Below are 21,341 nucleotides of genomic sequence, written 5' to 3'. Positions count from 1 at the left end.
GGCGACCCCACAGCCGAATTCGGGTCGCGGGCGGGGTGCGGTTTAGCATCCGCTCATGGCGCAGATCGCCGAGGACCTGTTCTTGCTGCTGCTCGACAACGCGTCGGCGCAACCGGTTCTCGACCGTCAGCGCCGGGAGCGGGTGCTGGCTGCGGCGGTGCTGCTCGACCTGGCCCTGGCCTGCCGAATCCGGCCGTCGGTCGACGGTGAGGCGGTCGAACCGGGCCGCCTGGTCGCGTTGTCGGCGGCCGGCGCGATGGACCCGGTCACAGAACCCGCGTTCCGGCTGTTGCAGCGACGCCCGTTGCGGCCCCGCACGGCGGTCAAGCGACTGGCCAAGGACACCGAGGCTCATATCGTCGGGCATCTGGAGCGAACCGGTCAGATCCGACGTATTCCTCTGCCGGACAGGCGGTTCGGACACGAATTCGCGTGGCCGCTGATCAACCGCAACCGCGTCGGCCAGGCGCGTTCGGCACTGTTGTCGGCGTTGTTCGATCGCAGGCCACCGGGCCCGACAACAGCGGCGATCATCTCGCTGCTGCACGCGATCGACGGGCTGGGCGCACTGCTCAGCCTCAACGACCGGGGCTGGCGGTGGGTGCACGCTCGGGCGGGCGAGATCGCACTGGGCAGCTGGATCGACGAGTCACCGACCGCGTTGCCCGAGATGAACCTGGCGGTCACGGCTTCGGCGCTGCGTCCGGCGCTGTCCTAACCGCTAGCCCAGCGCCTGCTCGAGGTCGGCCAGCAGATCCGCGACGTCTTCGATACCGACCGACAGCCGCACCAGGTCATCGGGGACCTCCAGTTGGGAACCGGCGGTCGACGCGTGGGTCATCGCTCCGGGGTGCTCGATCAGCGACTCGACGCCGCCCAACGACTCGGCGAGGATGAAAACTTCTGTCCGCGAACAGAATTTGCGCGCGGCCTCCGCTCCCCCGCGCAGTCGCACGGAGATCATGCCGCCGAATCCGCTCATCTGCCTGGCCGCGATCTCGTGGCCCGGATGTCCGGGCAGGCCCGGATAGAGGACGGTCTCGATCGCGGGATGTCCGTCGAGGAACTCGGCGATGACGGCGGCGTTGTCGCTGTGCCGCTGCATACGGACCACCAGGGTTTTCAGGCCGCGCAGGGTGAGGTACGCGTCGAACGGCCCGGGCACCGCACCCGCACCGTTCTGCAGGAATGCGAAAGCGGCGTCGAGTTCCTCGTCGTTGGTCAGCAGCGCGCCACCCACCACGTCGGAGTGTCCGCCGATGTACTTGGTGGTGGAGTGCAGCACGATGTCGGCGCCCAGCAGTAGCGGCTGCTGCAGCGCGGGCGAGGCGAACGTGTTGTCCACCAACACTTTGACGTTCGATGCCGACCCGATCTGCGCGATCGCGCTGATGTCGGCGATCGACAGCAACGGGTTGGTGGGCGTCTCCACCAGGATCAGTCGGGTGTTCGGTGTGACCGCCGCGCGCACCGCGTCGAGATCGGCGAGTGAGACGGCCGTGTAATCGATCCCCCAGTTGGTGAACACCTTGTCGATCAACCGGAACGTGCCGCCGTACGCGTCGTCGGGCATCACGACGTGGTCGCCCGGGCGCAGGATCGCGCGCAGCGCGCAGTCGGTGGCGGCCATGCCCGACGAGAACGCCCTGCCGTACGCGGCGGCCTCCACCGCGGCGAGGGAGGCCTCCAGCGCCGCCCGGGTCGGGTTGCCGGTCCTGGCGTATTCGTAGCCGCCGCGGAGCCCGCCGACGCCGTCCTGGGCGAACGTCGAGCTGGCATAGATCGGTGCGTTGACGGCGCCGGTGGTCAGGTCAGGCCGGACGGCGTGGATGGCCCTGGTGGATAAACCCTGCGTGGACGGGCCGTGCGTTTGCTTCTTCGACATCACCGCTCAGCCTAGCCACGACTGTGGTGCACGCCGACCGGGTAGACATGTCCCATGAGCGCTGCGACCCGCCTCGAGGACATGCTCGAGCTGGATTCCCTGCTGTCACCCGAGGACATCGAACTTCGCCAGACCGTGCGCCGGTTCGGCGAACAGCGGCTGCGACCGTTCATCGCCGACTGGTTCGAAACCGGTCAGGTGCCGGTCCGCGAACTGGCCGCAGACTTCGGCAAGCTCGGCCTTCTGGGCATGCACCTGAAGGGCTACGGCTGCGGCGGATCGACCGCGACGGCCTACGGCCTGGTGTGCCAGGAGCTCGAAGCCGTGGACAGCGGGCTGCGCAGCCTGGTCTCGGTGCAGGGCTCGCTGGCGATGTTCGCGATCCACCGCTGGGGCAGCGAGGAGCAACGCAACCGGTGGCTGCCCGCGATGGCGGCCGGTGAGGCCATCGGATGCTTCGGGCTGACCGAACCCGACTTCGGGTCCAATCCGGGCGGGATGCGCACCACCGCGAAGCGCGACGGGTCCGACTGGATCCTGAACGGGTCGAAGATGTGGATCACCAACGGTTCGGTCGCCGATGTCGCGGTGGTGTGGGCCCGGGCCGACGACGGAGTGGCCGGCTTCCTGGTGCCCGCCGGCACGCCGGGATTCTCGGCGACCGACATGACGCACAAGTTGTCGCTGCGGGCCTCGGTGACCTCGGAGCTGCACCTCGACGATGTCCGGCTGCCCGCCGACGCGAAACTGCCCGAGGCTCGCGGATTGTCGGGGCCTCTGAGCTGCCTGTCGGAAGCCCGGTTCGGCATCGTGTTCGGCAGCGTCGGCGCCGCCCGGGACTGCCTGCAGACCGCGCTGGACTACGTCGGCACACGCGAGGTGTTCGACAAGCCGTTAGCGGGCTACCAGCTGACTCAGGCCAAGATCGCCGACATGGCAGTCGAACTCGGCAAGGCTCAACTCCTCGCTCTGCACCTCGGCAAGCTCAAGGACGAGGGCAGGATCAAGCCCGAGCAGGTCAGCCTCGGAAAGCTGAACAACGTCCGGGAGGCCATCCAGATCGCGCGCCAGTGTCGAACCTTGTTGGGCGCCAACGGGATCACACTGGAGTATCCGGTCATTCGGCACGCCAACAACCTGGAGTCGGTGCTGACGTACGAGGGCACCTCGGAGGTGCACCAACTGGTCATCGGAGAGGCGCTGACCGGCGTCAGCGCCTTCCGATGATCCGTTACTGCTGCGGAGTCGCCTGAGGTGGCGGACCGGGCGGCAAGGGTTGCGGGTTGAGGTCGGCGACCTGGCCACCGCTGAGCTTGCGATAGGCGTACACCTCGATGAGCGCGGCGACCGGAAGGGCGACGAGCAGGCCCACACCGCAGAGCAACGCCCCGACCAGTATCACGGCGAAGACCGCCAGGAAGGTCAGTAGGACCTGACCGAAGTTGTTCTTCGCGATGTCGAAGCTGGTCTTGATCGCATCGATCGGCGAGAGGTTGCGGTCCAACAGGGCGATCACGGTGAACATCGTGAAGATGACCACGACGAGCCCGGGAAGGACGCACAGCGCAAAGCCGATCGAGGTCAACAGCCCGACGATCACACTCGCGATGATGACGGCGCCGACGTTACGCGGCTTGAAGAACGACCCGATGGTCACCGGCCGGCCGTTGGCGACGTCCAACATGCCGTTGTAGTAGGCGGATTGGACGATCCCCCCGACGACCAGCGCGACGATCCAGCCGAGGATGGTGATCGCAAGACCGAGGGGACCGGAGACGTTGTACGAGAACGAGAACCCGTCGCCGTCGGACGAATAACTCGTCGACTCCGGATCAACCACCGCCGAAAGCGCGCTGAACACACCCTGCACCGCGAAGACGATGATGCCGAAGACCAGCGTCGGAACGATCAGTGCGGCGGCGTTGGACGTGAACTTCCCCCACGCCCACGAGAACGCCTCACCGACGCTATACCTCGGAGCGCCAGGGAATCCCGGCCCACCCGGCGGTGGATATCCACCTACGGGCGGGTAACCGCCCTGCCCCGGTGGCGGATAGCCGGCCCCCGGCGGGGGTGGCGGATAACCGCCCGGCGACGGAGGAGGTGGGTAACCCCCGGGCGGCGGCGGGGGCGGGTAACCCCCGGCCGGCGGCGGTGGCGGGTAACCCCCGGGAGGTGGAGGCGGGTTGTTTCCCGGTGGCTGGGGCGGTTGTTCAGTCATGTGACCTTCCCGGTTGACTACAACGGTACGCAGACGGTGCTGATGAGTTTATCCGCAATGGTCTGCCGTTTGGCGTCCCACAGCGGGAACAGATAACCGATATAGCAGATCGCGGCGTCGATGATGTGCGCCAGCTGCCGCACGACGGACATGCCGAAACCGATTGGCTGCCAGGTCTTTTCGCTGACGACTTTGAACTTCAGGACCGACTTGCCGATGCTGGAACCGGTGGTCCCCTGGCGGTAGCCGTAGTTCCAGATCACGTATGCCAGAACGAGTATCGACGAAATCGTGACGGCCAGCTGGCCGATCGTAGAGGCGCCCGTCGCGCAGAATTCGCCGAGTTGGTACTCGGAACTGTCGGTGATGCAAGCCGTTTCCTGTGTGCCGAGCAGCACCGCGTAACCGATACCCTGCAGGATGAAGATCGGGATCGAGTCCACCAGCCACGCCAACACGCGGGTGAACCACGACGTGTAAGCCTCTTTCGGAAGCGTCTGAAGCGGTTGCGCCGGAGGTGGATAACCGGTGGCGGCCGCCGGCGGCGGATTGCCGCCCCCCGGCGGGGGCGGTGGATGACCTCCCGGCGGTGGTGGCGGATAGTTCGCGGGCGGTGGCGGCTGATCGGTCATCGGACGACTCCAGTCTGCTTCTTAGCTGGGATCAAGCGTGCCTACACTACCGGAAAAGCGCCTTTGCGCAGGGTTTTCTACACGGAAACCGAATCGCTGGGATTCGGCGTGTCGCCCCGACCGACGAGCGATGGTGCGAGGGTTTTTGCCAGGCGTCGCGGGCCCGATGACGGTGAGGCGCTAGCGAACCCGGCGTTTACTCCCGTCGGACAGGAAACCGAGCAGGTCGTGGCGGGTCAGCACGCCGACGGGCTTTCCCTCCTCGACCACCATCACCGCGTCACATTCGCGAAGTTCCTTCGCCGCCGCGCTGACCAGTTCGCCGGCGCCGATCAGCGGCAGCGGTGGGCTCATGTGCTCGGCCACCGCATCGGCGAGCTTGGCCCGTCCCTCGAACACCGCGGAGAGCAGCTCGCGTTCGGACACGCTGCCCGCGACCTCCCCTGCCATCACCGGTGGTTCGGCACCGACGACGGGCATCTGCGAGACGCCGTATTCGCGCAGGATCCCGATGGCGTCGCGAACGGTCTCCGACGGGTGCGTGTGCACCAGGTCGGGTAGCGCCCCCGACTTGCCGCGCAGCACTTCGCCGACCGTCGACTCCTCCACCGACCCGTCCATGCGGCTACGCAGAAAGCCGTACGACGACATCCAGTCGTCGTTGAAAACCTTTGCCAGATAGCCTCTTCCGCCGTCGGGCAACAGCACGACGACCAACGCGTCCGGACCGGCCGCCTCGGCCACCTTGTTGGCGGCCACCACCGCCATACCGCAGGACCCGCCGACGAGCAGTGCTTCTTCGCGCGCCAGCCTCCGCGTCATCTCGAACGAATCGGCATCTGAGACCGCGATGATCTCGTCTGGCACCGCGGGATCGTAGGCCTTGGGCCAGAAGTCCTCGCCCACGCCCTCCACCAGATACGGCCGTCCGGAGCCGCCGGAGTACACCGAACCCTCCGGATCGGCGCCGATGACCCGGACCTTGCCGCCAGACACTTCCTTCAGGTAGCGACCGGCGCCGGTGATGGTGCCGCCGGTGCCCACGCCCGCCACGAAATGGGTGACCTTGCCGTCAGTGTCTGCCCAGATCTCGGGGCCCGTGGTCTCGTAGTGCGACTCGGGCCCCATCGGGTTGGAGTACTGGTCGGGTTTCCACGCACCGTCGATCTCGCCGACCAGCCGGTCGGAGACGCTGTAGTAGCTGTCGGGATGGTCGGGTGGCACCGCGGTCGGGCACACCACGACGTCGGCGCCGTAGGCCCGCAGCACGTTGCGCTTGTCCTCGCCGACCTTGTCCGGGCAGACGAAGATGCACTTGTAGCCGCGCTGCTGGGCGATCAGCGCCAGCCCCACCCCGGTGTTTCCCGACGTCGGCTCGACGATCGTGCCGCCGGGCTTGAGCTCGCCGCTGGCCTCGGCGGCGTCGATCATCTTGATCGCGATGCGGTCCTTGGAGCTGCCGCCGGGGTTGAGGTACTCGATCTTGGCCGCGACCGTGCCCGCACCCGGGGGAACAACAGAGTTCAGCTGTACCAGGGGGGTATTGCCGATGAGCTCACTGATGTGCCGGGCGATCCGCATGACTCCATCGTGTCAGGCGGCCTCCGCCGTCACCAGGTGGGCTACCAGGTCGCCTCGCGGATGTAGTCGCCGATCTGGCGCAGCGAGCGCTTCGCCTCGGGCACGATCGGCGCCGCGATCTGGAACACGTGCATCTGCCCCGGCCAGACCCGAACTTCGACCGGCACGCCCGCGGCGGCCAGCCGCCGTGCGGCCTTGCGCGCATCGCTCACCAGCACCTCGGAACCCGAGACGTGGATCAGCGTGCGGGGCAGCCCGGGTTCGATGTGGTCGAGCGGCTCGTAGATCTCTTCGGGCTTTCCGTCCTTGCGACCACGCCGCGCCGCATCCTCGATCAGGTCGACGAGCGCGTGGAACGCTCGCGGCGGGAACATCGCGTCGGTGCGGATGTTCGGGTGGTTGGCCCGAGCTTCGTTGTCGATCTCGAAGAGCGGCGACATCGTCACCATCGCGGCGGGCACCTCACCTTCGAGGCCTTCGCGCTGCAGGCGTTCGGCCAGGGCGAGCGCCAGGTAGCCACCCGCGGAGTCGCCGGCCAGCACGATCTGGTCGGGCTCATAGCCGTGCAGACGCAGCCACTTGTAGGCGTCGTGGCAGTCGTCGATCGCCATGCCGACGGAGTGCTTCGGGATCATCCGGTAGTTGACCACCAGCACCGGACAGTCCGCGTAGCCCGACAGCGCCTGCACCAGGCGGCCGTGCGAGTTGACGCCGCAGGTCAAGAATGCGCCGCCGTGCATGTACAGGATGACGCCGCGTTTGCCGTCGGCGGGCAGCACGCCGGGCGCCCTGACGAGTTGCGCGGTGCATTTCGGCAAAGAGATCGTGGCTCGCACGGTGCCGGGCGCCGGCCGCGCGATCCGGGAGACGAAGTCGACCAGACCCCAGGGCCACGGGAGGCGAGGCGCATAGCTACCGATAGCCAGCGTGGGCCGAACAGTTAGCAGAGCCGCGAGCGACGCCACCCGACCGCCGAGGCTCGGGCCGTCTTCGACGACTTCGACCGGCGCTCCGTCGCTGACTGGGAACTTACGCGGTTTACGCGTGTGAACAGGCGATACTCCTGGCCGGCGAACATGGCCGACCTTGCTTGGTGCGGTCATGACAACCACCCCCTCCGACGTTTCAAGCCGCCGTAGTGCTGAGTACGCCTAATTTTCTGGACGTGACTCGAGTCTTAGCTTGACACTCTACGTTCGTTTCAACAATCAGTGAGTCATATTCGATACCGGAGTTGATACCGCAATGTGACCGCTTATCGCTTCCCGCCACGCGGGTAGCCCCGGAAAACCCACTTAAACTTGCCTGCGTGGGCACACCGCGACGGACGAGCACCATCGCCTTTGCGGCCGCGGCCACGCTCGGCTCGGTTGGTTCGGCCTATATCGGGGCGCGCAACCTGCTGATCGGGCAGGCCGACCAGGCTCGCCGCGTCATTCCGCACGCGTGGGACATCCCGCCCCGCGCCGACGGCGTCTATGCACCCGGTGGCGGCCCCGTCGAGCGCTGGCGCCGTGGCGTGCCGTTCGACCTGCACCTGATGGTCTTCGGCGACTCGACCGCAACCGGTTACGGCGCCGCGTCCGCCGAGGAGGTGCCAGGCGTTCTGCTCGCGCGTGGTCTGGCCGAGGTCTCCGGAAAGCGGATCCGACTGAGCACCAAGGCGATCGTCGGGGCGACGTCGAAGGGACTGTCGGGCCAGATCGACGCCATGTTCGTGGCAGGTCCCCCACCCGACGCCGCGGTAATCATGATCGGCGCCAACGACATCACCCGGCCGAACGGCATCCGACCGTCGGCGAATCGTTTGGGAAAGGCGGTGCGCCGGTTGCGGGCCGCGGGCGCCGTCGTGGTGGTGGGCACCTGCCCCGATTTCGGCGTCATCACCGCGATTCCGCAACCCCTGCGGGCGGTGGCACGCAGCCGCGGCCTGCGGTTGGCCCGCGCTCAAACGGCCGCGGTGCGAGCCGAGGGCGGCGTCCCCGTGCCGCTGGCCGACCTGCTGGCGCCCCACTTCCGCTCCACCCCCGACGTGCTGTTCTCTCCGGACATGTTCCATCCGTCCGGCGCCGGCTATGCGTTGGCAGCCAACCAATTGTTACCCGCGCTGTGTAATGCGTTGAGCGACTGGCTCGGTGGCGCGGCGCCGGAGTTGCCGTGGCGGACACGGTCGGGTGAAGGCTTCGCGCTGTTGGCCCGGGTCGGCGGGCTGAGCCGGCTGTGGCGGCGGTCGACCGGGGTGCCCGCACCCATCGTGGCGACCGCGAGCTAGGTTCTCTTCATAGCCGTCAATGCGAGGAGACACCATGCCTGAAGCCGTCATTGTCGCGACCGCGCGGTCGCCGATCGGCCGCGCCGCGAAGGGTTCACTGGTCGACATCCGGCCCGACGACCTGGCCGCCCAGATGGTGCGCGCGGTGCTGGACAAGGTGCCCGCACTGGATCCGCGGGAGATCGACGACCTGATCATGGGCTGCGGCCAGCCCGCAGGCGAGGCCGGCTTCAACATCGGCAGGGCGGTGGCCGTCCAGCTCGGTTACGACTTCCTGCCCGGGACGACCGTGAACCGCTACTGCTCGTCGTCGCTGCAGACCACGCGCATGGCGTTCCACGCGATCAAAGCCGGCGAGGGACATGCGTTCATTTCGGCTGGCGTGGAGACGGTTTCGCGGTTCCCGAAGGGCACGGCAGATGGTTGGCCGGACAGCAAGAACCCGTTGTTCGCCGATGCGATGAGCCGCTCGGATCAGGCGGCCGCCGGCGCCGAGGAGTGGCACGACCCGCGCGAGGACGGCTTGCTGCCGGATGTCTACATCGCGATGGGTCAGACGGCGGAGAACGTCGCGCTGCACACCGGCATCAGCCGTGAGGACCAGGACCACTGGGGTGTTCGGTCGCAGAACCGCGCCGAGGAGGCCATCAAGAACGGCTTCTTCGAGCGCGAGATCGTTCCGGTGACACTGCCCGACGGGACCGTGGTGTCCAAGGACGACGGTCCGCGCGCGGGCACCACCTACGAGAAGATCAGCCAACTCAAGCCGGTGTTCCGGCCGAACGGCACCATCACCGCCGGCAATGCGTGCCCGTTGAACGACGGCGCCGCGGCGGTGGTCATCATGTCGGACACCAAGGCTCGCGAACTGGGGCTCACGCCGCTGGCGCGTGTGGTCTCGACGGGCGTGAGCGGGTTGTCGCCGGAGATCATGGGGTTGGGCCCGATCGAGGCGACGAAGAAGGCGCTGGCCAACGCCGGCATGTCGATCGGCGATATCGACCTCTACGAGATCAACGAGGCGTTCGCCGTCCAGGTGCTCGGCTCGGCGCGCGAACTCGGGATGGACGAGGACAAGCTCAACGTCTCGGGCGGCGCGATCGCCCTGGGCCATCCGTTCGGCATGACCGGCGCGCGGATCACGGCCACGCTGCTGAACAACCTGACGACACACGACAAGACGTTCGGCCTCGAGACGATGTGCGTCGGCGGGGGCCAGGGCATGGCGATGGTGCTCGAGCGGCTGTCCTAACCTCGCCACCGACCGGCCGACCAGCCCGCCGGCCGCAGCCCGTCGGCCGCAGCCCGCGGCGTCTAGTGTGCAACCAGATCGCGAATTCGACCGTTACGAGGCGATTTCGCGATCTGAGTGCACACTAGCGGCCCAGGCGCGCCGCACCCGGTTGACGATGTCGGCCGGATGGACGCCCGCGACGACGCGAATGTGTGTCCAGCCCCGGTGGGCGATGAACTCCGAGCGCACGATGTCGGCTCCCAGCCGCGACGGCAGCCGGTGCAATTCGCCGTCGTACTCCACCGCGATCATCACCTCGTCCCCCCAACCCATGTCCAAGCGGTAGCGGGCTCGCCCGAAGTCGTCATAGACGGGAATCTGCGTCCGCGGACGCGGAAAACCGGCTCGTATGAGCAGCAGACGCAACCAGGTTTCGCGTGGCGACTCCGCGCCGGCGTCGTACAGGTCGAGAACAGGCAACACTCGTGGCACACCCGGAGATCCGCGGTGCCGTTCGAGAAGCCCGGCGACGAGTTCACGGTCGAAACGAGTTGCATTGCCGAGCGCGTCGAGACGGGCCACCGCCTTTTCACCGCGGGTCAGCCGGGCGAGGTCGAACGCCGTGCGCTCCGGCGTCGTCACGGGCACGCCGGCCACAAGTTCCCATTCGTCGCGAGCCAGTCGATCTCGTCGCGTCACGATCCCCCGCGGCGCACGCGGGTTCGACCAGATGAGCTCGATCGGGACATCGTCGGCGATGTACTGGGAACCGTGTAGCGCCGCGGCCGCGAGGCCGGCAACCACTGCGCGCCGGCGAGTCCACAACCAGGCGGCCATCGTTCGTTGCGCCAAGTTCGGGGCCACGCCGTCGTCGATGTACACGCCGGGGAATAGAACCTGATAGCGGGTCCGCAGTTGATGCTTGTTGGCGACCTGGCCATAACGCAACGCTTCGCTTCCGAGGAACGGCACTTCCATGGCCCGCAGTGAAGATCGATGCTCGGACAGAAACCCGTTAACGGGCGCAGTGACGGCCGCGGTTGGGGATAACCAACGCAAACGATCGCGGTTGGGGATGACCAACACAACAGAAAAGGCCCGGCACGTTTCGTGCCGGGCCTTCTCGTCGGATTGCTAGTCGCTGTTGAAGTAGGACAGCAGTCGCAGGATCTCGATGTACAGCCAGACCAGCGTGACGGTCAGGCCGAGCGCGACGCCCCACGCCGCCTTCTCCGGCGCACCCGCGCGAATCATCTGGTCGGCCGCGTCGAAGTCGATCAGGAAGCTGAACGCCGCCAAGCCGATGCACAGCAGCGAGAAGCCGATCGCGAGCATGCCGCCGTCGCGCAGGCCAAGGCCGGCGCCGCCGTTCAAGCCGAAGATCGCCGCCAGGAAGTTGACGAGCATCAGGGCCAACACACCGAACAGGCCGGCGACGATCATCCGCGTGAACTTCGGGGTCACCCGGATCGCGCCGGTCTTGTAGACCACGAGCATGCCGAAGAACACCCCGAGGGTGCCGACGATCGCCTGCGTGATCATCGCGTAGCCACCGTTGGAGATGACGTTGGCGAACAAGAACGAGATCGCACCCAGGAACAGGCCCTCGAGCGCGGCGTAGCTGAGCACGATCGCCGGGTTGTCCTGCTTACGGCCGAACGTGGCGACCAACACGAGAACCAGGCCGCCGAGCGCGCCGACCATCGCCAGCGGCATGGCCAGGCCCAGGTTGACCGACGCGATGAAGTACGAGACGACGCCGACCGCGGTCAACACCGCCAGCGTGACGCCGGTCTTGGTGACGACATCGTCGATGGTCATCGGGCGGGCAACGCCTGCCTGGCGTTGCTCCGGGTACTGCGTCACATAGGGGTCGGCGTGAACCGCCTGCGTACCGTAGCCGGCGGCCCCTGTACCGAACTGCGCATATCCGCCCTGCGACTTTGGCAGGGATCGAAATACGGGGTTGCTGGATTCCCGCACCGTGGGTTCCTCTCCTGATGATGTCGATCGTCAATCGGCGAACACACCGACAACGAATCATGTCCCTGGTCGGTTCCCGGCTGCGCCGATCAACTTTCCCAGCTGTTTCACAGGAAACCCTACCCAAAGCAATCGCAGGTCGGGCAACGTTCTACATTGCATACTCGTGGGCGAAAACGAGGATGTCCTAGTAAGCGTTGACCGCGGCGTCGGCCTGATCACCCTCAACCGGCCCAAGGCCATCAACTCGCTGAACCACCCCATGGTTTCGACCATGGCGCGCGTGCTCGCCGAGTGGTCCAGCGACGACGCCGTCACCGCCGTCGTCGTCGACGGCGCAGGCGAACGCGGTCTGTGCGCGGGCGGCGACATCGTCGCGCTCTATCACAGCGCCCGGGCGGAAGGCTCCGAGAAGGGCCGCGAAGCGCGGGAGTTCTGGTACGACGAATATCTGCTCAACGCCCAGATCGGCCGGTTCGGGAAACCGTATGTCGCCCTGATGGACGGCATCGTGATGGGTGGCGGCGTCGGTGTCAGCGCCCACGGCAACGTGCGCGTCGTCACCGATACCACCAAGATGGCCATGCCCGAGGTCGGTATCGGCTTCGTCCCCGACGTCGGCGGCACCCTGATCCTGTCGCGCGCACCCGGCCAGCTCGGCTGCCACGCCGCGCTCACGGGCGCCAACTTCGACGGCGCCGACGCCATCGCGATGGGCTTCGCCGACCACTTCGTGCCCCACGACAAGCTCGAAGACTTCAAGGCCGCGATCCTCGCCGACGGCATCGATGCCGCACTGGCCGCCCACGCCATCGAGTCACCGCCGAGTAACCTTCTGCAGCAACGCGAATGGATCGACAGCTGCTACGCCGGTGCGACCGTCCCCGACATCGTCGCCGCGCTGCGCGCCCACGGTGACACCGCTGCCGGCGCGGCGGCCGACCTCATCGAGACCCGCTCCCCCGTCTCGGTTTCCGTTGCGCTGGAAGCGCTGCGCCGCGCGGCGAAACTCGACACACTCGAGGACGTGCTGCGCCAGGAGTACCGGACGTCGTGCGGGGCCCTGCGCTCCCACGACTTCGTCGAGGGCATCCGCGCCCAGGTTGTCGACAAGGACCGCAATCCGAAATGGTCGCCCGCCTCGTTGGCGGCGGTCACCACAGCCGACGTCGAGGACTACTTCGCGCCGGCCGATCGCGAACTGGAGTTTCAAGAATGAGTGACGAAACCAGCTTCTCCACCATCGTTGTCACGCGCGACGACCGGGTCGCGACCATCACGCTGAACCGGCCCAAAGCGCTCAACGCGCTCAACAGTCAGGTGATGGACGAAGTCACCACCGCGGCAGCCGAATTGGACAACGACCCGGCGATCGGCGCCATCATCATCACCGGTAACGAGAAGGCGTTCGCCGCCGGAGCCGACATCAAGGAGATGGCGAGCCTGTCGTTCGCCGACGTCTTCGCCAGCGACTTCTTCGCCGCCTGGGGCAAGTTCGCGGCCACCCGCACCCCGACGATCGCGGCCGTGGCCGGATACGCGCTCGGCGGGGGGTGCGAGTTGGCGATGATGTGCGATCTGCTGATCGCCGCCGACACCGCGAAATTCGGTCAGCCCGAGATCAAGCTCGGCGTGCTGCCCGGTATGGGCGGCTCGCAGCGGCTCACCCGCGCCATCGGCAAGGCCAAGGCGATGGACCTGATCCTCACCGGGCGCAACATGGACGCCGCGGAAGCCGAACGGGCGGGCCTGGTGTCGCGGGTGGTGCCCGCCGACACACTTCTCGACGAGGCCAACGCGGTCGCCAAGACCATCGCCGGGATGTCGTTGTCGGCCTCGCGGATGGCCAAGGAGGCCGTCAACCGCGCCTTCGAATCGACGCTGGCCGAGGGCCTTCTCTACGAGCGCAGGCTGTTCCACTCGGCGTTTGCGACCGAGGACCAGACCGAGGGCATGAGCGCGTTCACCGAGAAGCGCCCACCGACCTTCCGCCACCGTTAATCTGCGGGGGTGACCGAGACCCGCGACGACACCGCCACCACGGTCGACGAACCGAGGCGAGACCCGGTCAAGACGGACACTCCGTGGTGGGTGCGCCGATACACGTTCGCCGGCACGGCGCTCGGGCTGATTTTCATCTGGCTCTCGCTGACGCCGTCGCTACTGCCGCGGGGACCGCTGTTCCAGGGCCTCGTCAGCGGTGCCGCAGGCGCTTTCGGATACATGCTCGGCGTGTTCGTGGTGTGGCTGGTGCGCTACATGCTGTCGAAGGACGACAGCCCGCGCCCACCGCGACAGGCCTGGATCGCGCTCTTGGTCATCGGTGTCATCGGTCAGATCCTGATGATCATCTACTTCCACATCTGGCAGGACGAGGTGCGCGATCTCAACGGCGTACCGCGCATGGGCTTCTGGGATCACCCGCTGACGGCGGTGCTGTCGGTCGTCACGCTGTTCGTGCTCGTCGAGATAGGTCAGTTGATCGGCAGGCTCGTGCGGTTCCTGGTCCGCCAGCTCGAACGCGTTGCCCCACCGAGGGTTTCGTCGGTCGTGGTGGTGGTCCTGCTGCTCGCGCTCGCCATCGCCCTGCTCAACGGCATCGTGGTGCGTTTCGCCATGAGCACCATCAACAACACGTTCGAGGCCGTCAACGACGAGACCGATCCCGACTTCGCAGCGCCCACCACACCGCTGCGCTCCGGCGGCCCCGAGTCGTTGGTCAGCTGGGAGTCACTGGGACACCAGGGCCGGGTGTTCGTGGCGGCGGGGCCGACGGTCGAGGAGTTGACGGCGTTCAACGGGCGGCCGGCCGTCGAACCGATCCGCACTTACGCGGGGCTGAATTCGGCCGACGGCATCAAGGCGACCGCCGCGCTGGCGGCCCGGGAGCTGCTGCGTACCGGGGGGCTGGACCGCGAAGTCGTCGCCGTGGCCACCACCACCGGCACTGGCTGGATCAACGAAGCGGAAGCCTCGACGCTGGAATACATGTACAACGGCGACACGGCGATCGTGTCGATGCAGTACTCGTTCCTGCCGAGTTGGCTGTCGTTCCTTGTGGACAAGGAGAACGCGCGGCAGGCGGGCCAGGCATTGTTCGAGGCCATCGACGGGCTGATCCGGGAGATGCCCGAGGCGCAGCGACCGCGCCTGGTCGTCTTCGGCGAGAGCCTCGGATCGTTCGGCGGCGAAGCGCCGTTCCTCGCGCTCAACAACCTCATCGCCCGCACCGACGGCGCGCTGTTCAGCGGCCCGACGTTCAACAACACGATCTGGACCCAGCTGACCCACGATCGCGACCCCGGCTCGCCGATGTGGCTGCCGATCTACGACGACGGCCAGAACGTGCATTTCGCCGCGCGCGCCGAGGATCTGGCCCGCCCCGACGCACCGTGGGAAAACCCCCGGGTGGTGTACCTGCAGCACGCGTCGGACCCGATCGCGTGGTTCAACCCGGATCTGCTGTTCGCCGAACCGGATTGGCTCAAGGAGCCGCGCGGATACGACGTCTCCGGCCGGATGCAGTGGATTCCGGTGGTGACCTTCCTCCAGGTGTCGGCGGACATGGCGGTGGCCGTGGATGTGCCCGACGGGCACGGACACGTCTACGTCAAGGACGTGGCCAACGCGTGGGCGGCGATACTGCAGCCGCCGGGCTGGACACCGGAGAAGACCGAACGTCTGCGGCCGCTGTTGAGTAGCGACGAGAAAGACTAGGCGAGAACACTTTTCAAGGAGTGGTACCCGCCGATGACGTCGGTCGCGCGGTGCAGCCCCAGGTCGAGCAGGGCCGCCGCCGCCAGGCTCGAGGTGTAGCCCTCCGAGCACAGCACCACCCATTCGACGTCGTCGTCGACGGCCTGCGGCAGCCGTGCCTCGCTGGTCGGATCGCAACGCCATTCGAGCACGTTGCGTTCGATCACCAACGCCGCGGCGACCTCCCCCTCGCGTGCGCGCTGAGCCTGGGGGCGGATGTCGACCAGGATCGCGCCGCGCTCCAGCGCTGCGGGTACCTCGGCCGCCGGCAACCTGTGCAGGCGGGCGCGGGCGTCGTCAAGGATTCGGTCGATACGACTGGCCATGATCACTCCGGTGCGTCGGTCAGCTCGGTCCGGTTGCGGCGCAGCGTGTTTTGGTGCGTCACCTCGTAATACGACATCGCGGTCAACGGCGGCGAGTAGGCGTGCACGCTCAGCGTGGGCGCGACGGGGGCCGAGGTGTCGCGTTCGGGTGCCCACACCACGTCGTGCACCCATCCCAGCGGGAAGGCGGCCTGATCCCCGGCGTGTAGCCGGCGACGCCGCAATGCTCCACCATCCCAACGAGTCTCGCGCAGCGCACCGGAGATCACGGTCAGCGCGCCCAGCGAGCCACCGTGGTCGTGCATCTCGGTCGACCGATCGGGCACCCAGCTGATCAACCAGATGTCGAGCTCGTCATCGCCGTGCAGACGGGTGAACCACCGTTCGTCTCGGGGTGGCCCGCCGGCGGGCAGCATGTGGTCGTAGCGACCGCTGAGCACGTCGTCGGCGCAGCGGTCGGTGGCGAGCAAGAGATCGGGCAGCCGCAGCCGGGTCGGCGCGGACACCGCGGGTGCGGCAGAGGGCAGAACTGCAGGGGAGGCCATACAAGCTCCAAGAGAACCGGAAACGGGCAGGGTTGGGCGCTAGGGCCTACAACACTGCTGGCGTCCGGTCGTCATGAGGGCAAGTCTGCATGACCGCGCCGGCCCAACCCGGCGCGAGGCGACCGCCCCACCCGCCCCAAATTCCGTCGTTGCAGGCCAGAAGCCTGTTTGCGGGTTCTGCAGATACATTCAGCGTGAGTGCAACCTCGTCGGTCCGTGCGGCCGGTGTCCGCCACCGGTGAGCCGTTGCCTAGATTGACGGGCATGCGCATGCGTCACAGCGTCGCTACGGCCGCGGTGTTGGTGAGTGTCGTGGCGGGATGCTCTTCGGGTACCGAAGACACCTCCGAACCGCCGGCCGATTCGACCTCCGCGGAAACCAGCTCGCAAACACCAACCGCGGCACCGGGTTCGGTCGCGGTCTCCCCCGGCGGTGTCACCACGGCGGTCGGCGCTCCCGCCGATTCGACCGAGGACGAGTACTTCAAGGCCTGCACCTCGGCTCGCCAGTGGATGGTCGATCAGGGCGGCGACCCGAAATCGCAGATCGAGCCCTACCTGGGCATGTTGCAGACCTCGGATTCGGCGGGGCCGGGAACGTACGACACCCCGTGGACGCAGTTGCCGCCGCCACGTCAGGCCGCGGTCATCGTCGCCGTGCAGGCGGCGGCCGACGGCCTCTGCGGCTGAACCGGCGGCCCGAACCGGCGGCCCGAACCAGCGCAGCCGCGCGACAATGGCGGCATGGCTGGCAAGCGGGTGGCGCTGGCGCTGGGCAGCGGCGGTGCCCGCGGCTACGCCCACATCGGGGTGATCGAGGAACTTCAGGACCGCGGCTACCAGATCGTCGGCATCGCCGGATCGTCCATGGGCGCTCTCGTCGGGGGCCTGTATGCGGCGGGCAAGCTCGACGAGTTCTCCGACTGGGCGAAGTCGCTGACCCAGGGCGCCGTGCTGCGGCTGCTCGATCCCTCGATCACCGCCGCGGGGGTGCTGCGCGCGACCAAGATCCTCGACGCGGTTCGCGACATCCTCGGTGAGGCGCGGATCGAGGACCTGCCGATCCCCTACACCGCGGTCTCGACCGATCTCATCGCCGGTAAGTCGGTATGGCTGCAACGGGGCCCGGTGGACGCGGCGATCCGCGCGTCGATCGCGATCCCCGGGGTGATCGCACCGCACGTGCTCGACGGCCGACTGCTCGCCGACGGCGGCATCCTCGAACCGCTGCCGATGGCGCCGATCGCTGCCGTCAACGCCGACCTCACCATCGCGGTGTCGTTGGCCGGCAGCGAGTCCGGCGGCGTCGAAGAACCCGCAGAACAGGGTCCGCGCGCCACCACCGAGTGGCTGGCCCGGGTGTGGCGCAGCACCACGTCGCTGTTCGAGTCGAATGCGATGTTGAACCGCTTCGGCTCCGGACCGGAGGGTTTCCCGGCGGGCGGGGAGAGCGAGGAGGAGCTCGTCGACGCGACGAAGGAAGCGTCCGTGGTGCCCAAGCTCGGCAGCTTCGAGGTGATGAACCGCACGATCGACATCGCGCAGGCCGCGCTCGCGCGCCACCAGCTCGCCGGCTATCCGCCCGACATGCTCATCGAGGTACCCCGTTCGGCCTGCCGGAGCCTGGAATTCCATCGTGCCGCCGAAGTCATCGACATCGGTATCGAGTTGGCGGCCGCGGCACTGGACGCGTTCGACACCAAACCCGAAACGTCCGCCGCGACCGAAGATTAGAGGCCGAGGTGCGCCGCGATCTGGGCGGCGACGCTGCGGCCCTGCCTGCGTCCGGCCTGCGCCGACGGGGTCCGGCACGCGGGATCGAGCGGATTGGCGCCGAACGCCGCCAGTGACTCGTCGTCGGCGAACACGCCGAAAGCGTTGCGCGCGGCGACCTCGTCCCTGGCGCCCGTCCCGAACGGTGAAGGCGACGACAGTCCCTGAGGGATCAGGGCGACCACGGCATCGCAGTCGTCGGCCACCACCAGGTTGACGGTGCTGCCGACCCCGCCGTCCATGAAGCGGCGCGACCCGATGGTGACGGCCGGCCACACGCCGGGCACCGCGCAGCTGGCCGCCACCGCGTCGACCAGCGAGACACCCGAGGTGCGGTCGAAGGCCACCAGTTCCCCGGTCTCGGTGTCGATGGCGGTGATGCGCAGGTCGCGGTCGGGCCAGTCGTGAGACGGCAGGCGCTGTTCGATCACCCTTCGCCGCACTTCTTCGGTGACCGTGTCGGCGGCCAGCGCGATCGCACCGATGCGCTGCAGTTTCTCGGATTTCGAGCCGGGAGCGCTCATCGCGTCGAGAAACATCTGGGTGATGGTCTCGATCCCCGCGCCGGGGTTGATCTCCGAGGATGTCGCCGTGGTCTGCCGGTCGAACAACGCGGGCAGGCCGAGACCGCTCCCGAGTTGTGCGGCGACCGTGGAACCCGCAGATGTGCCGACCAGTACGTCGGAGGCCAACAAAGCGGCGGCGGTGGCGGGCGACTCGTCGGCGATGCCCGTCAGGATCCCGGTCTCCCACGCGATACCCGCCACGCCGCCACCGGCCAGCACCAGTGCACGTCTCGTCACACCCGGTGAGTGTGCCAGGCGAGCGGTATCGCCCGCGCGGCCCCCGGCGCTACGCGAGTTCTCGCGCCGCCTTGCCGCTGATCAACGGCAGGTCGAGATACGTTGCGATGCCGGCTTCTGCGGCGCACACGGCGGGCACCGAGTTCACGCAGTGCGCCGCGGTTCCGACGATGCCGTACTCGGGGCCCTCTCCACCGACCACCGACTGGAAGCCCTTGACGACGATGTTGACATCCGGGTTGCCGCGGACCTCCATCTCGTACCGCTGACCTTCGGAACCGAATATCCAAGGGGGATCCAGGTTTTCCTCGCCCATCAGCCAGTTCACAGTGACCCGCACGACCGGCTCTTCGTCGACGAGGGCCTCCCAGTGGAATTTGCGGCCCGCGACCTGTCCGGGCTCGATGACCCCGATCGGGGACTCGATCGGCGCTGTGGCGACCGCGATCTCCTGCGCGGAGCGGACTTTCGGATCGGCGCGAAAACCCATCTTGTCGACGATCATCTTCACCGCCTGGATGAAGCCGCCGTCGAGCAGCTTCTGCATGGGCCCGCTGAGCGCCTTGTCCGGAACCTCGCCGAAGCCCATCACGTGCCGCACGACGTCGGGGGCTTCATAGGTGCGAAGATCGGAATACTCCTCCGCCCGAACGAAAGTCACGCCCGTCGAGAAGGCGGAGAACAGGAGCGGAAACTTCTCGCTGATCCCGCCGGGTGCGATTCCGGTGCCGTGCAGCGTGGCGTTTCCGGCGATCGCCGCCTCCTGCAGAGGGGCGCCCTGCCGGTCGCTGGGATACACCCATCCGACCGGGGTGACGACGTTCTTACCGGACCGCAACAGCGCCGCCACCTCATCCGGATTGGGCAGCAGCGGTGCGTAGATCACCGCGTCGGCGTCGAGGGCGAGGATGTCGTCGAGGCTGTTGGTCGCCGTCACACCCACCGGCTCGGTGCCGATGATCTCGCCGACGTCCTTGCCCGCCTTGCCCGGTGAGTGCACCCAGCATCCGACGAGTTCGAGGTCCGGATGTTCGAGCACGCCCTTGATCGCAGCGACCCCGACGCCACCGGTCGCCCACTGCACCACCCGCAGGCTCATAACCGACTCCTTCACGGCGGAACTAGAACACGTTCTACTCTTGCAGGTCTACACCACAACCCCACCCGCGCGGGTCACAATGGCGGCGATGACCGCGATCAAGATCGGGTTCGGTGTGTTGGGACCGCTGCAGATGACGGTCGACGCCGCACCGGTCGCGCTGGGCACCCCCAAACAACGGGCGGTGCTGGCGGTGCTGGTGATGAATCGCAGTCGGGCGGTCTCCACCGACGCGTTGATCACCGCGGCCTGGGAGCAGTGGCCGCCGGCCGAGGCCAGGGCCAGCCTGCATTCCTACATCTCGAACATACGGAAGGTGCTGAGCAACGCGGGCGCGGATCCGAGGTCGGTGTTGGTGAACGCTCCACCGGGGTACCGGCTCGACGTCGACGAGTCCGCGTGCGACCTCGGGCGGTTTGTCGCCGAGAAGGCCGCGGGCGTCCAAGCCGCGGCCGCCGGTCAGTTCGAGCAGGCCAGCCGGCATCTGCGCACCGCAATCGCCGAGTGGCGCGGACCCGTACTCGACGACCTACGCGACTTCCAGTTCGTCGACGCGTACGCGACCGCCCTCACCGAAGACAAGGTGACGGCCCACACCGCGCATGCTGAAGCCGAGATCGCCTGCGGGCGAGCATATTCCGTCATCACCGAGCTCGAGGGCCTGGTCGTCGCACATCCTTACCGCGAGCCGCTGTGGGCCCAGCTGATCACCGCGTACTACCTTGCCGAGCGGCAGTCCGATGCCCTCGATGCCTATCAGCGGCTCAAGTCCACCCTCGCCGACGATCTCGGCATCGACCCCGGCCCGGCGATGCGCGCGCTGCACGAACGGATCCTGCGCCAACAGCCCCTCGATGTCCGAAAGGCCGCCCAGACCACCGCCGTCCACACCATCGGCGACATCGAGGCCAGGACCTCCACCGCCCCATCGTCGGCGATGGCGGCTCTGCACGCGGCGAGCGGCCGGATCCATCGGCTCACGGCCACGGCCACGCGAATCGGGCGGCTGGCCGACAACGACATCGTGCTCACCGGCGGCAGCGTGAGCCGCCACCACGCCGTCATCATCGATACCGGAACCAGCTTCGTGATCACCGACCTGCGCTCGGCGAACGGGGTCGACGTACGCGGTGAGCGAATCCGCGGCACCGCGATGCTCGGCGACGGCGACTCCGTGCGCATCTGCGACCACGAGTTCACGTTTCGGATAGAGCCGCATCCGGCCTGATGC

The 21,341-nt window shown here is 67.6% G+C and carries 21 protein-coding genes; 10 read left to right on the top strand and 11 right to left on the bottom strand.

Going from position 1 to position 21,341, the window contains the following annotated elements; all coding sequences use genetic code 11:
* Nucleotides 1-55: 55 nt before the first annotated feature.
* Entirely contained in the window at nt 56-718 is a 663-nt protein-coding gene (locus AU197_RS25075; protein ID WP_064406549.1) for a GOLPH3/VPS74 family protein, read from the top strand.
* Nucleotides 719-721: 3 nt separating this feature from the next.
* Here AU197_RS25075 and AU197_RS25070 read toward each other — a convergent pair whose 3' ends face one another.
* Nucleotides 722-1,885: a cystathionine gamma-synthase gene (locus tag AU197_RS25070; protein ID WP_064406547.1), complete on the bottom strand. Its 1,164-nt coding sequence runs from the start codon at nt 1,883-1,885 to the stop codon at nt 722-724.
* A gap of 54 nt (nt 1,886-1,939) precedes the next feature.
* On the opposite strand from AU197_RS25070, the gene AU197_RS25065 reads away from it, so the two are divergent.
* Complete coding sequence (locus AU197_RS25065) at nt 1,940-3,112, top strand: acyl-CoA dehydrogenase family protein (protein WP_156434563.1); 1,173 nt, start codon at nt 1,940-1,942, stop codon at nt 3,110-3,112.
* 4 nt (nt 3,113-3,116) lie between these two features.
* Here AU197_RS25065 and AU197_RS26920 read toward each other — a convergent pair whose 3' ends face one another.
* The 4 genes from AU197_RS26920 to AU197_RS25045 all read right to left on the bottom strand — a co-directional run bounded on the left by AU197_RS26920 (nt 3,117) and on the right by AU197_RS25045 (nt 7,422).
* Nucleotides 3,117-4,106, bottom strand: coding sequence for a DUF2189 domain-containing protein (locus AU197_RS26920; protein ID WP_064406545.1), 990 nt, complete (start codon nt 4,104-4,106; stop codon nt 3,117-3,119).
* 17 nt (nt 4,107-4,123) lie between these two features.
* Nucleotides 4,124-4,738, bottom strand: coding sequence for an RDD family protein (locus tag AU197_RS25055; RefSeq protein WP_064406542.1), 615 nt, complete (start codon nt 4,736-4,738; stop codon nt 4,124-4,126).
* 180 nt (nt 4,739-4,918) lie between these two features.
* Entirely contained in the window at nt 4,919-6,319 is a 1,401-nt protein-coding gene (locus AU197_RS25050; protein WP_064406540.1) for a cystathionine beta-synthase, read from the bottom strand.
* A gap of 41 nt (nt 6,320-6,360) precedes the next feature.
* On the bottom strand, nt 6,361-7,422 hold the full coding sequence (locus AU197_RS25045) for an alpha/beta hydrolase (RefSeq protein ID WP_064406537.1): 1,062 nt from the start codon (nt 7,420-7,422) through the stop codon (nt 6,361-6,363).
* A 206-nt stretch (nt 7,423-7,628) separates the two neighbouring features.
* On the opposite strand from AU197_RS25045, the gene AU197_RS25040 reads away from it, so the two are divergent.
* Nucleotides 7,629-8,591, top strand: a complete 963-nt coding sequence (locus AU197_RS25040) for an SGNH/GDSL hydrolase family protein (protein WP_064406536.1) — start codon at nt 7,629-7,631, stop codon at nt 8,589-8,591.
* Between the two features lie 34 nt (nt 8,592-8,625).
* On the top strand, nt 8,626-9,843 hold the full coding sequence (locus AU197_RS25035) for an acetyl-CoA C-acetyltransferase (protein WP_064406534.1): 1,218 nt from the start codon (nt 8,626-8,628) through the stop codon (nt 9,841-9,843).
* A 93-nt stretch (nt 9,844-9,936) separates the two neighbouring features.
* On the opposite strand, the gene AU197_RS25030 is transcribed toward AU197_RS25035, so the two are convergent.
* Both AU197_RS25030 and AU197_RS25025 read right to left on the bottom strand, forming a co-directional pair.
* On the bottom strand, nt 9,937-10,803 hold the full coding sequence (locus AU197_RS25030) for a type IV toxin-antitoxin system AbiEi family antitoxin (RefSeq protein ID WP_064406531.1): 867 nt from the start codon (nt 10,801-10,803) through the stop codon (nt 9,937-9,939).
* Nucleotides 10,804-10,959: 156 nt separating this feature from the next.
* On the bottom strand, nt 10,960-11,808 hold the full coding sequence (locus AU197_RS25025) for a Bax inhibitor-1/YccA family protein (protein WP_064406529.1): 849 nt from the start codon (nt 11,806-11,808) through the stop codon (nt 10,960-10,962).
* 166 nt (nt 11,809-11,974) lie between these two features.
* On the opposite strand from AU197_RS25025, the gene AU197_RS25020 reads away from it, so the two are divergent.
* Genes AU197_RS25020 through AU197_RS25010 form a run of 3 tightly spaced genes read left to right on the top strand, consistent with a single transcriptional unit; the run spans nt 11,975 to nt 15,525 of the window.
* A complete protein-coding gene (locus AU197_RS25020) occupies nt 11,975-13,027 on the top strand; it encodes an enoyl-CoA hydratase/isomerase family protein (RefSeq protein WP_064406527.1) in 1,053 nt (350 codons plus the stop codon).
* Nucleotides 13,024-13,809, top strand: coding sequence for an enoyl-CoA hydratase (locus tag AU197_RS25015; protein ID WP_064406525.1), 786 nt, complete (start codon nt 13,024-13,026; stop codon nt 13,807-13,809). Before AU197_RS25020 ends, AU197_RS25015 begins: the two co-directional genes overlap by 4 nt.
* A gap of 9 nt (nt 13,810-13,818) precedes the next feature.
* Nucleotides 13,819-15,525, top strand: coding sequence for an alpha/beta hydrolase (locus AU197_RS25010; protein WP_064406524.1), 1,707 nt, complete (start codon nt 13,819-13,821; stop codon nt 15,523-15,525).
* On the opposite strand, the gene AU197_RS25005 is transcribed toward AU197_RS25010, so the two are convergent.
* Together AU197_RS25005 and AU197_RS25000 are read right to left on the bottom strand one after the other, a co-directional pair.
* Nucleotides 15,522-15,890: a rhodanese-like domain-containing protein gene (locus AU197_RS25005; RefSeq protein ID WP_064406522.1), complete on the bottom strand. Its 369-nt coding sequence runs from the start codon at nt 15,888-15,890 to the stop codon at nt 15,522-15,524. The genes AU197_RS25010 and AU197_RS25005 overlap by 4 nt on opposite strands.
* 2 nt (nt 15,891-15,892) lie before the next feature.
* Entirely contained in the window at nt 15,893-16,435 is a 543-nt protein-coding gene (locus AU197_RS25000) for a cysteine dioxygenase (RefSeq protein WP_064406520.1), read from the bottom strand.
* Between the two features lie 264 nt (nt 16,436-16,699).
* Between AU197_RS25000 and lpqV the strand changes: the two genes are divergently transcribed.
* Nucleotides 16,700-17,125 carry a lipoprotein LpqV gene (lpqV, locus tag AU197_RS24995; protein ID WP_064406518.1) on the top strand — a complete coding sequence of 142 codons (426 nt, stop codon included), beginning with the start codon at nt 16,700-16,702 and terminating at the stop codon, nt 17,123-17,125.
* 54 nt (nt 17,126-17,179) lie between these two features.
* Entirely contained in the window at nt 17,180-18,169 is a 990-nt protein-coding gene (locus AU197_RS24990; RefSeq protein WP_197415655.1) for a patatin-like phospholipase family protein, read from the top strand.
* On the opposite strand, the gene AU197_RS24985 is transcribed toward AU197_RS24990, so the two are convergent.
* Complete coding sequence (locus tag AU197_RS24985; RefSeq protein ID WP_197415654.1) at nt 18,166-19,011, bottom strand: patatin-like phospholipase family protein; 846 nt, start codon at nt 19,009-19,011, stop codon at nt 18,166-18,168. The two genes, AU197_RS24990 and AU197_RS24985, sit on opposite strands and share 4 nt — an antisense overlap.
* 49 nt (nt 19,012-19,060) lie before the next feature.
* Nucleotides 19,061-20,110 (bottom strand): NAD(P)H-dependent amine dehydrogenase family protein, encoded by a 1,050-nt coding sequence (locus tag AU197_RS24980; RefSeq protein ID WP_064406514.1) that lies wholly within the window; start codon nt 20,108-20,110, stop codon nt 19,061-19,063.
* A gap of 88 nt (nt 20,111-20,198) precedes the next feature.
* Between AU197_RS24980 and AU197_RS24975 the strand changes: the two genes are divergently transcribed.
* Nucleotides 20,199-21,338 (top strand): BTAD domain-containing putative transcriptional regulator, encoded by a 1,140-nt coding sequence (locus AU197_RS24975; RefSeq protein ID WP_156434562.1) that lies wholly within the window; start codon nt 20,199-20,201, stop codon nt 21,336-21,338.
* The last annotated feature ends 3 nt before the right edge of the window (nt 21,339-21,341 follow it).

It is taken from the genome of Mycobacterium sp. IS-1590 (assembly GCF_001500025.1).
In the GTDB taxonomy this organism is placed as follows: Bacteria; Actinomycetota; Actinomycetes; order Mycobacteriales; family Mycobacteriaceae; genus Mycobacterium.
The sequence above is the reverse complement of the archived record's forward strand: the minus strand, read 5'-3'. Positions and strand labels throughout refer to the sequence as shown.

Bases quoted from the DNA above. Each gene is read 5' to 3' on its own strand.
- AU197_RS25075 (WP_064406549.1), top strand. From the start codon at position 56: ATGGCGCAGATCGCCGAGGACCTGTTCTTGCTGCTGCTCGACAACGCG.
- AU197_RS25070 (WP_064406547.1), bottom strand. From the start codon at position 1,885: ATGTCGAAGAAGCAAACGCACGGCCCGTCCACGCAGGGTTTATCCACC.
- AU197_RS25065 (WP_156434563.1), top strand. From the start codon at position 1,940: ATGAGCGCTGCGACCCGCCTCGAGGACATGCTCGAGCTGGATTCCCTG.
- AU197_RS26920 (WP_064406545.1), bottom strand. From the start codon at position 4,106: ATGACTGAACAACCGCCCCAGCCACCGGGAAACAACCCGCCTCCACCT.
- AU197_RS25055 (WP_064406542.1), bottom strand. From the start codon at position 4,738: ATGACCGATCAGCCGCCACCGCCCGCGAACTATCCGCCACCACCGCCG.
- AU197_RS25050 (WP_064406540.1), bottom strand. From the start codon at position 6,319: ATGCGGATCGCCCGGCACATCAGTGAGCTCATCGGCAATACCCCCCTG.
- AU197_RS25045 (WP_064406537.1), bottom strand. From the start codon at position 7,422: ATGACCGCACCAAGCAAGGTCGGCCATGTTCGCCGGCCAGGAGTATCG.
- AU197_RS25035 (WP_064406534.1), top strand. From the start codon at position 8,626: ATGCCTGAAGCCGTCATTGTCGCGACCGCGCGGTCGCCGATCGGCCGC.
- AU197_RS25030 (WP_064406531.1), bottom strand. From the start codon at position 10,803: ATGGAAGTGCCGTTCCTCGGAAGCGAAGCGTTGCGTTATGGCCAGGTC.
- AU197_RS25015 (WP_064406525.1), top strand. From the start codon at position 13,024: ATGAGTGACGAAACCAGCTTCTCCACCATCGTTGTCACGCGCGACGAC.
- AU197_RS25005 (WP_064406522.1), bottom strand. From the start codon at position 15,890: ATGGCCAGTCGTATCGACCGAATCCTTGACGACGCCCGCGCCCGCCTG.
- AU197_RS25000 (WP_064406520.1), bottom strand. From the start codon at position 16,435: ATGGCCTCCCCTGCAGTTCTGCCCTCTGCCGCACCCGCGGTGTCCGCG.
- lpqV (WP_064406518.1), top strand. From the start codon at position 16,700: ATGCGCATGCGTCACAGCGTCGCTACGGCCGCGGTGTTGGTGAGTGTC.
- AU197_RS24990 (WP_197415655.1), top strand. From the start codon at position 17,180: ATGGCTGGCAAGCGGGTGGCGCTGGCGCTGGGCAGCGGCGGTGCCCGC.
- AU197_RS24980 (WP_064406514.1), bottom strand. From the start codon at position 20,110: ATGAGCCTGCGGGTGGTGCAGTGGGCGACCGGTGGCGTCGGGGTCGCT.
- AU197_RS24975 (WP_156434562.1), top strand. From the start codon at position 20,199: ATGACCGCGATCAAGATCGGGTTCGGTGTGTTGGGACCGCTGCAGATG.